Annotated in this window: 6 protein-coding genes; 3 read left to right on the top strand and 3 right to left on the bottom strand. The window is 72.5% G+C overall.

Features of this window, described 5'->3' with window-relative positions:
• On the top strand, positions 1-942 hold a 942-nt coding region (locus tag WA805_RS29645), incomplete at its 5' end, for a hypothetical protein (protein ID WP_425243973.1).
• Here WA805_RS29645 and WA805_RS29640 read toward each other — a convergent pair.
• Both WA805_RS29640 and WA805_RS29635 read right to left on the bottom strand, forming a co-directional pair.
• Positions 939-1,724: a VOC family protein gene (locus tag WA805_RS29640; protein WP_425243972.1), complete on the bottom strand. Its 786-nt coding sequence runs from the start codon at positions 1,722-1,724 to the stop codon at positions 939-941. The genes WA805_RS29645 and WA805_RS29640 overlap by 4 nt on opposite strands.
• Before the next feature lie 61 nt (positions 1,725-1,785).
• Positions 1,786-2,853 carry a hypothetical protein gene (locus tag WA805_RS29635; RefSeq protein WP_422339215.1) on the bottom strand — a complete coding sequence of 356 codons (1,068 nt, stop codon included), beginning with the start codon at positions 2,851-2,853 and terminating at the stop codon, positions 1,786-1,788.
• A gap of 41 nt (positions 2,854-2,894) precedes the next feature.
• Here WA805_RS29635 and WA805_RS29630 point away from each other — a divergent pair, with 41 nt between their 5' ends.
• Both WA805_RS29630 and WA805_RS29625 read left to right on the top strand, forming a co-directional pair.
• Positions 2,895-3,767 carry a TIGR03620 family F420-dependent LLM class oxidoreductase gene (locus WA805_RS29630; protein ID WP_425243971.1) on the top strand — a complete coding sequence of 291 codons (873 nt, stop codon included), beginning with the start codon at positions 2,895-2,897 and terminating at the stop codon, positions 3,765-3,767.
• Complete coding sequence (locus WA805_RS29625; RefSeq protein WP_422326971.1) at positions 3,764-4,411, top strand: HAD family hydrolase; 648 nt, start codon at positions 3,764-3,766, stop codon at positions 4,409-4,411. Before WA805_RS29630 ends, WA805_RS29625 begins: the two co-directional genes overlap by 4 nt.
• On the opposite strand, the gene WA805_RS29620 is transcribed toward WA805_RS29625, so the two are convergent.
• Positions 4,408-6,072 (bottom strand): DUF885 domain-containing protein, encoded by a 1,665-nt coding sequence (locus tag WA805_RS29620; RefSeq protein ID WP_425243970.1) that lies wholly within the window; start codon positions 6,070-6,072, stop codon positions 4,408-4,410. The genes WA805_RS29625 and WA805_RS29620 overlap by 4 nt on opposite strands.
• Positions 6,073-6,236 lie beyond the last annotated feature (164 nt).

Raw genomic sequence — 6,236 nt, 5'->3', positions numbered from 1 at the left:
GGGAATTCCGGCGGCCAGCCCGGGGCGGCGAAGTCGTCGCCGCTGCCGACCGTGGCCCCGGTGGCGCCCACCGCGCCGCCGTCTCCTGCCGGGCAGGGGGCGCTGACCATGGCGCAGGCGAGCCAGGTGCTCGCGAACTACACGACCGCCAACAACACGGCGAACGCGCAGCGCAGCGACTCCGTCCTCGCCGCGATCGAGACCGGCAGCAGCTACGCGGTCGACGCCGGCCTGTACCGGCTGCAGCAGGCGGAGAACGCGGCGACGTACCCGGCCTTCGGGCCGCAGCGGGCGCAGTACTACATCCCGCGCGAGACCGCCTACCCGCGCTGGTTCGTCGTCCAGGTCGCCAACGCCGAGCTGGCCGCGCCCGCGAAGATCACCGGCACGGAGTACCTGCTGTTCACCCAGGCCGGGCCTGGCGCGCCGTGGAAGAACGCGGTCGAGCCGTACCTGCTCACGGGCACGACCCCCGCCGCGGTGTCGCTCGGCGCCGGCGGCCTGGCGGCCCCGGTGACCGCCGCGACGGCGCTGGCCGTCCCCGCCGGGCAGATCGCGCAGGTCACCGCCTCGTCGCTGGACGGCACAGGGCAGCTGCCGAACCCGGGGAACCTCGCGGACCTCATGGACCGCGCGTTCTGGCAGGGCAAGCTGCCCGCGTCGTCGGTCACCGACGCGCACTCCCCGTCCGGCCCGGTGTACGGGCTGCGCACCACCGACGGCGGCGCGCTGCTGTTCTACGCCGACGCCGCCGAGCTCACCCTCACCGCGCCCGCCGGGGACGCCATGCACCTGACCGTCCCCGGCTTCTACTCCCCCGGCCAGGCGCTGACCAGGGCCGGGATCGGCTACCAGGAGCAGTTCGCCACCTATGACCCGCCGTCGGGAGAGCCCGGGCTGCGGGTCGTCGCCGACTACTCCGGCATCACGTCGGGGTCCTAGGCTGAGCCCTCGCCGGCCGGGCCGACGAGCTTGAACGGCGCGCCGGTCGGATCGGTCGCGGCGGCCAGCCGGCCGTACGGGGTGTCGATGCCCGGCTGGACGACCGTGCCGCCCAGCTCGGTGACCCTGGCGAGCGCGGCGTCGGTGCCGGCCACCTGGATGTAAAGCTGCCACTGGTCGCCCGCGTCCGGCGGCAGGAAGCCGGCGCCGTCCATGATCCCGGCGATGGTCTCGCCGTCGCTGTCCTTGAGCACGCTGAGGCGGAACTCATCGGTGTCGCCCGCGACCTCAGGCTGCCAGCCGCAGACGTCGGTGTAGAACGCGACGGACTTCGCGTAGTCGCGGGTGATCAGCTCGAAGTACGACGGCGTTCCCACCGGGCCGAACGCGCTGATGCCAGGGAAGGACTTCGCCTGCCAGACGCCGATCCGCGCCCCGGTGTCGTCGGTGATGATGGCCTGGACGCCGAGGTCCGCGATGTCCATCGGCCCATCGCGCAGCGTGCCGCCGTGCGCGAGCGCCTTGTCGACGGTGCCCTTGGCGTCCGCGGACGACAGGTACACGCCCCAGCTGTCGGGCCCTTCGGTGCCCGGCATGCCGGGCACCTTCGGCATGCAGCCGGCCACCGGCGCGCCGCCGGCGAAGAACATGAAGTAGCCGCCGAACTCCTCGGCGGCGTCGCCCGCGGTCCAGCCGAACAGCCCCCCGTAAAACTCTCGTGCCCGTGCGGTGTCGGACGTCAGCAGGTCCATCCAGCACGGCGCGCCAATCGGTCGGGTCATGGTCGCTCCCCTCGTCAGTGACTCTTGTCAGTAAGACTCCCGCCGGCGGTGAAACTCATCGTCACGGGCGGCGGACCGCCGTCACCACGTCGCGGTGCTCGCGGATTGCCTGCTCGGGGGTGCTGCCGGGCTGAACGCGGAAGCCGCAGTACAGCGCGACGCCGAAGTCCGGCAGGAACTTCGCCGCGGTCGCCTGCCGCCGTCGCAGCCCCGGCTCGCCGTCCAGCGGCAGCACGATGCCGAGGAAGATCCTGGCGTCGCCTGTCCGCAGGCCGGTGAGCGGGCGGAAGAAGCTCTCGTCCTCGCTGCGCAGGTAGCGCGGGCCGGCCATGTGCAGCCAGTCGGTGGTGCGGCCGGAGTTCGCGACCGCGTAGTTCGCCATCCTGACCAGGACGCTCATGTCCCGCGCCTCGTACATCGGCCACTCGGGGAACGTGCCGTAGCACAGGTGGAAGCCGGTCAGGGCCTCCTCGGGGACCAGCCGCGGCAGCCGGTCCACGGCGTCGGTGTAACGGTCCCACGCGCCGTCGCCGCTCCACGGCAGCACACCCTCGATGTCGAGGGTCTCGTAGGCGATGTCCCACTGGATCGCCAGGTCTCCCGGCGGGACGGCGGCGGTGAGCCGGCCGATCTCCCTGGCCGCCAGGTCCGCGAAGCCCGGCGCCGCGACCGGGTAGTCGGCCGCGAAGTCGGCGTGCAGCCCGTTCAGCGCGCTGACCGGAAACGGCAGCCCGACCTGGAATCGCACGTCGTCAGGGATGACGCCCTCCGCGCGCAGCTTCCTGAAGACCTGGTAGGAGGCGATCGCGTCGTCCACGCGCGGCCAGGTGTCCCAGTGCACGGCCGTCGCTCCCGGCCTGACCCTGAAGACCGGCGCCTCGTACATGTGCCGCGGTCGCCCGGTCGGCGAGTCGGTCTCCTTGACCGTCTCGATGTCCGGGTTCGGGCGCACGAGGCGTTCCCGCTCGTACCCCACCCACGACGACCGCGGCCCCGTCTCGCCGTCCGGCAGGGCGAACACCAGGCCCGGGCCGGCGAAGTTCACCGCGGCGGCGCGCAGCGCGTCCTCGGTGGACGCGGCGGGGATGCTGCCCACCAGCAGCAGGTCACTTGTGACTCGCGGGGACATCGGTGTCTCCTCCCGATCCGGTTGCGGCTATAAACAAGATCATGACCACAACTGACGAACTGCGGGAGCTGCTTGGACCAGTCGGCATCTGGATGCCGCCGCCGGCCGCGATCGGGCTCGACCCCGGGGAGTTCGCGCGAACGGTAGAAGACGCGGGCTTCAGCTCGGTCTGGATCCCCGGCGTGAACGCGGCGGAGAACCTGGCGGCGCTCGAGCCGCTGCTGGCCGCCACCAGCCGGCTGGTCGTGGCCACCGGCATCGCGAGCGTCTGGACCTGGCCGCCCGCCGAGCTGGCCGCCGCGGCGGACCGGCTGACCGCCGACTACCCGGACCGCTTCGTGCTCGGGCTCGGTGTCAGCCACGCGCCGCTGGTCGAATCGACGGGGCAGGCCTACGTGCGGCCGCTAACGAAGATGCGGCAGTTCCTCGACGAGCTCCCCGCCATGGAGTCGACGACCGTGCTCGCCGCGCTCGGGCCGAAAATGCTCCAGCTGGCCAGGGACCGCACCCACGGGGCCCACCCGTACTTCACCCCGCCCGAGCACACCGTGTTCGCGCGGTCGGTCCTCGGGACCGACCGGCTGCTGGTCCCTGAGCTGGCGGTCGCGCTCGCGCCGGGCGCCGACGGCGCCGCGGCGGCCCGCGCGTACGCCAAGTTCTACCTGAAGCTGCCGAACTACACGTCCAACCTGCGCACGCTCGGCTTCGGGGACGAGGATTTCGCCGACGGCGGCAGCGACCGGCTCATGTCCGCGGTCGTGCCGCATGGTCCTGACGCCGTCAGCGACCGGCTCCGCGAGCACCTGGACGCGGGCGCGGACCACGTGGTCATGCAGCCGGTCGGCGCGGACGGCAGGTTCGCCGCGGACAGCATCGGCGAGCTCGCCTCGATCGCCGCCGGGCTGCCGCGGTGACCCGTGCGCCCATCTCGCTGCCCGGCCGGCTCATTATCGTCGACTACGGCGAGGTCATCTCGCTGTCGCAGTCGGCCGCCGACCGGGAGACGATCGCGGGCCTGGCCGGGGTGAGCGGCGACGGCGAGCCGCCGTTCTGGCGGGCCTACTTCGCGCACAGGGACGGCCTCGACCTGGGCAGCGCCGGAGTCGCCGCCTACTGGCAGGCGATCGCCGCCGACATCGGCGCGAGCTGGGACGACGCGCGGGTGCACGAGCTGTGGGCGGCCGACTTCCGCAGCTGGCTGTCGATCAACCCCGGCACCGTCGAGGTGCTCGCCGACCTGAAGGCCGGCGGGACCAGGCTGGCGCTGCTGTCCAACGCCGGCCCGGACTACGGCAGCTACTTCCGGCACGGCCCGCTCGGCGACTTCTTCGCGGCGTGCTACGTAAGCGGGGAGCTCAACCTGCTCAAGCCGCACCAGGAGATCTACCGGCACGTGCTGGACGACCAGGGGGTCAGCGCCGCCGACACCGTGTTCATCGACAACAAGGAGAGCAACGTCCGCGGCGCCGAGGCGCTCGGCATGACCGGCCACGTGTTCACCGGCGCGCCAGCGCTGCGCGGGTTCCTCACTTCGCTGGCTCGGAAATCTCAGTACTAGCCGTCGTGCCCGTCCAGCCAGGTCTCGATGCTCCGGGCCAGGGTGGGCATCGGGAGCGAGCCGTGGTCGAGGACGGCCGCGTGGAAGGCGGGCAGCGAGAAGTCCGCGCCGAGCCGTCTGCGGGCCTCGTCCCTGAGGCGCTCGATCTCCAGCTTGCCGGTGAGGTAGGCCAGCGCCTGCCCCGGCATGACGATGTACCGGTCGATCTCGGAGGCCATGAACTCCGGCGGCATGGGGACGTGGTCGACGGCGTAGTCGACGGCCCGTTCGCGGCTCCAGCCGAACGCGTGCATGCCGGTGTCCACGACCAGCCGGACGGCGCGCATCAGGGCGTTGCTGACCGCGCCGAGCTGGCCGCGCTCGCCGTCGTACAGCCCTGTTTCGTCGGCGAGCTGCTCGGCGTACAGGCCCCAGCCTTCCGAGAACACGGGCAGGCTGCGCTGGCGCTGCAGCGCAGGCAGGCCGGTGAGCAGCTGCAGGCGAGACAGCTGGAGGTGATGGCCGGGCACCGTCTCGTGGAAGGCCACGGCGTCGATGTCCCATCCAGTGCCGGCCGTGGGCCGCTTGGTGTTGAACCAGAACGTTCCCGGCCGCCCGCCGTCGAGGCGCGGCGGGGTGTAGTGCGGCGCCGCGCCGCCGAGCGCCACGACGTCCGGCATGGGCGTCACCTCGCAGGGCGCCGGGAGCGGGGCGGGGAAGAATTCCGGTGCCTGCGCCTCGGCCCGCCGCACGGCGGCCAGCGCCCGGCGGATCGCTTCCTCGGGAGGGATCTTCCTGGCCGCCTCCCGTAGCGCGGTGAAGACCTCGTCCCGCCCGGACAGGCCCAGCCGGGCGCCGAGCTCCTCGGCGCGGGCCTCCAGCGCCGCGACGTGGTCGAGCCCGGTCTTGTGCAGGTCGTCGGCCGACAGCGGCAGCGTCGTGTAGACGCGGATGGCCGTGGCGTAGTCGCCGTCCCCGTCGGGTATCCAGTGCAGTCCCGCGTGCTCAGCGGGCCGCGACCGCGGCAGCAGGTCCCTGACCGTGGCCACCCACCTGGCCAGGGCCGGGTTCACGACATCCGCCACCGCCGCGCGGCGGGCGGCCTCCCAGTCCGCCGCGCGGGACCAGTCCTGCGGCGGCTGGGGGACGAGGACAGGGCTGTTGTCGGGGCTGGCCAGGATCGCCTCGGCCCAGGCGATGGCATTCTCCGCCAGTGGAGCGACGGGCAGCCGCCCCCGCCTTTCGCCGGCCCGCAGCTGATCGGTGACCTGGTCGAGCCAGACGCCGCTGCCCTGGACCCGGGTGAGGAAGTCCTCGGCGGCCGCCTGATCCAGCAGGATCGTCCTGGCCGCTACCGCGAGATACGCGGCTGGTCCCTCGTAGTGCATGGCGGTGACGGTGTGGTCATCGGCGGCCAGGTCGACGACCGCCACCTCCTGGGCGGCGGCACCCCTGGTGCAGTCGAGCGTGACGGCATCGGCGGGGCTGAGCGTGCCGCGGTCGATCGCGTCGGCCTCGCGGACGAATCCGTCGGCTTCGGCACGCCAGGCCTGCTGGCCCGCTTCGCTGTCGTCAGGAAGCAGGTGGTCGTACCCGGGAATCCCGTACATGGTGGCGGCGAACGGGTGGACGTGCAGCCAGCGCTCGTGGAAACGATCGGCAAGATCCCGTGCTTCAGTCATGAAACCCGAATTCTAACGGGCGAGACCCGGGCCCCCGGACCTCGGGTCAAGGGCAACGCCGCGCTCGTCTCAGGCGAGTCGCGCAAGTGCAGGCCAGCTGGTGTGACTGGTGTGGCGGTTGCGGCGGCTGGTTCTGGCCCGGACTGGCTTTCGCGCAGGTGTTC

This window comes from Trebonia sp., assembly GCF_049794275.1.
Lineage (GTDB): Bacteria > Actinomycetota > Actinomycetes > Streptosporangiales > Streptosporangiaceae > Trebonia.
Note: the sequence above shows the minus strand (reverse complement) of the source record. Positions and strands in the feature narration are given on the sequence as shown.

Excerpts from the sequence above, each read along its gene's own strand:
- WA805_RS29640 (WP_425243972.1), bottom strand. The coding sequence starts at position 1,724 with ATGACCCGACCGATTGGCGCGCCGTGCTGGATGGACCTGCTGACGTCC.
- WA805_RS29635 (WP_422339215.1), bottom strand. The coding sequence starts at position 2,853 with ATGTCCCCGCGAGTCACAAGTGACCTGCTGCTGGTGGGCAGCATCCCC.
- WA805_RS29630 (WP_425243971.1), top strand. The coding sequence starts at position 2,895 with ATGACCACAACTGACGAACTGCGGGAGCTGCTTGGACCAGTCGGCATC.
- WA805_RS29620 (WP_425243970.1), bottom strand. The coding sequence starts at position 6,072 with ATGACTGAAGCACGGGATCTTGCCGATCGTTTCCACGAGCGCTGGCTG.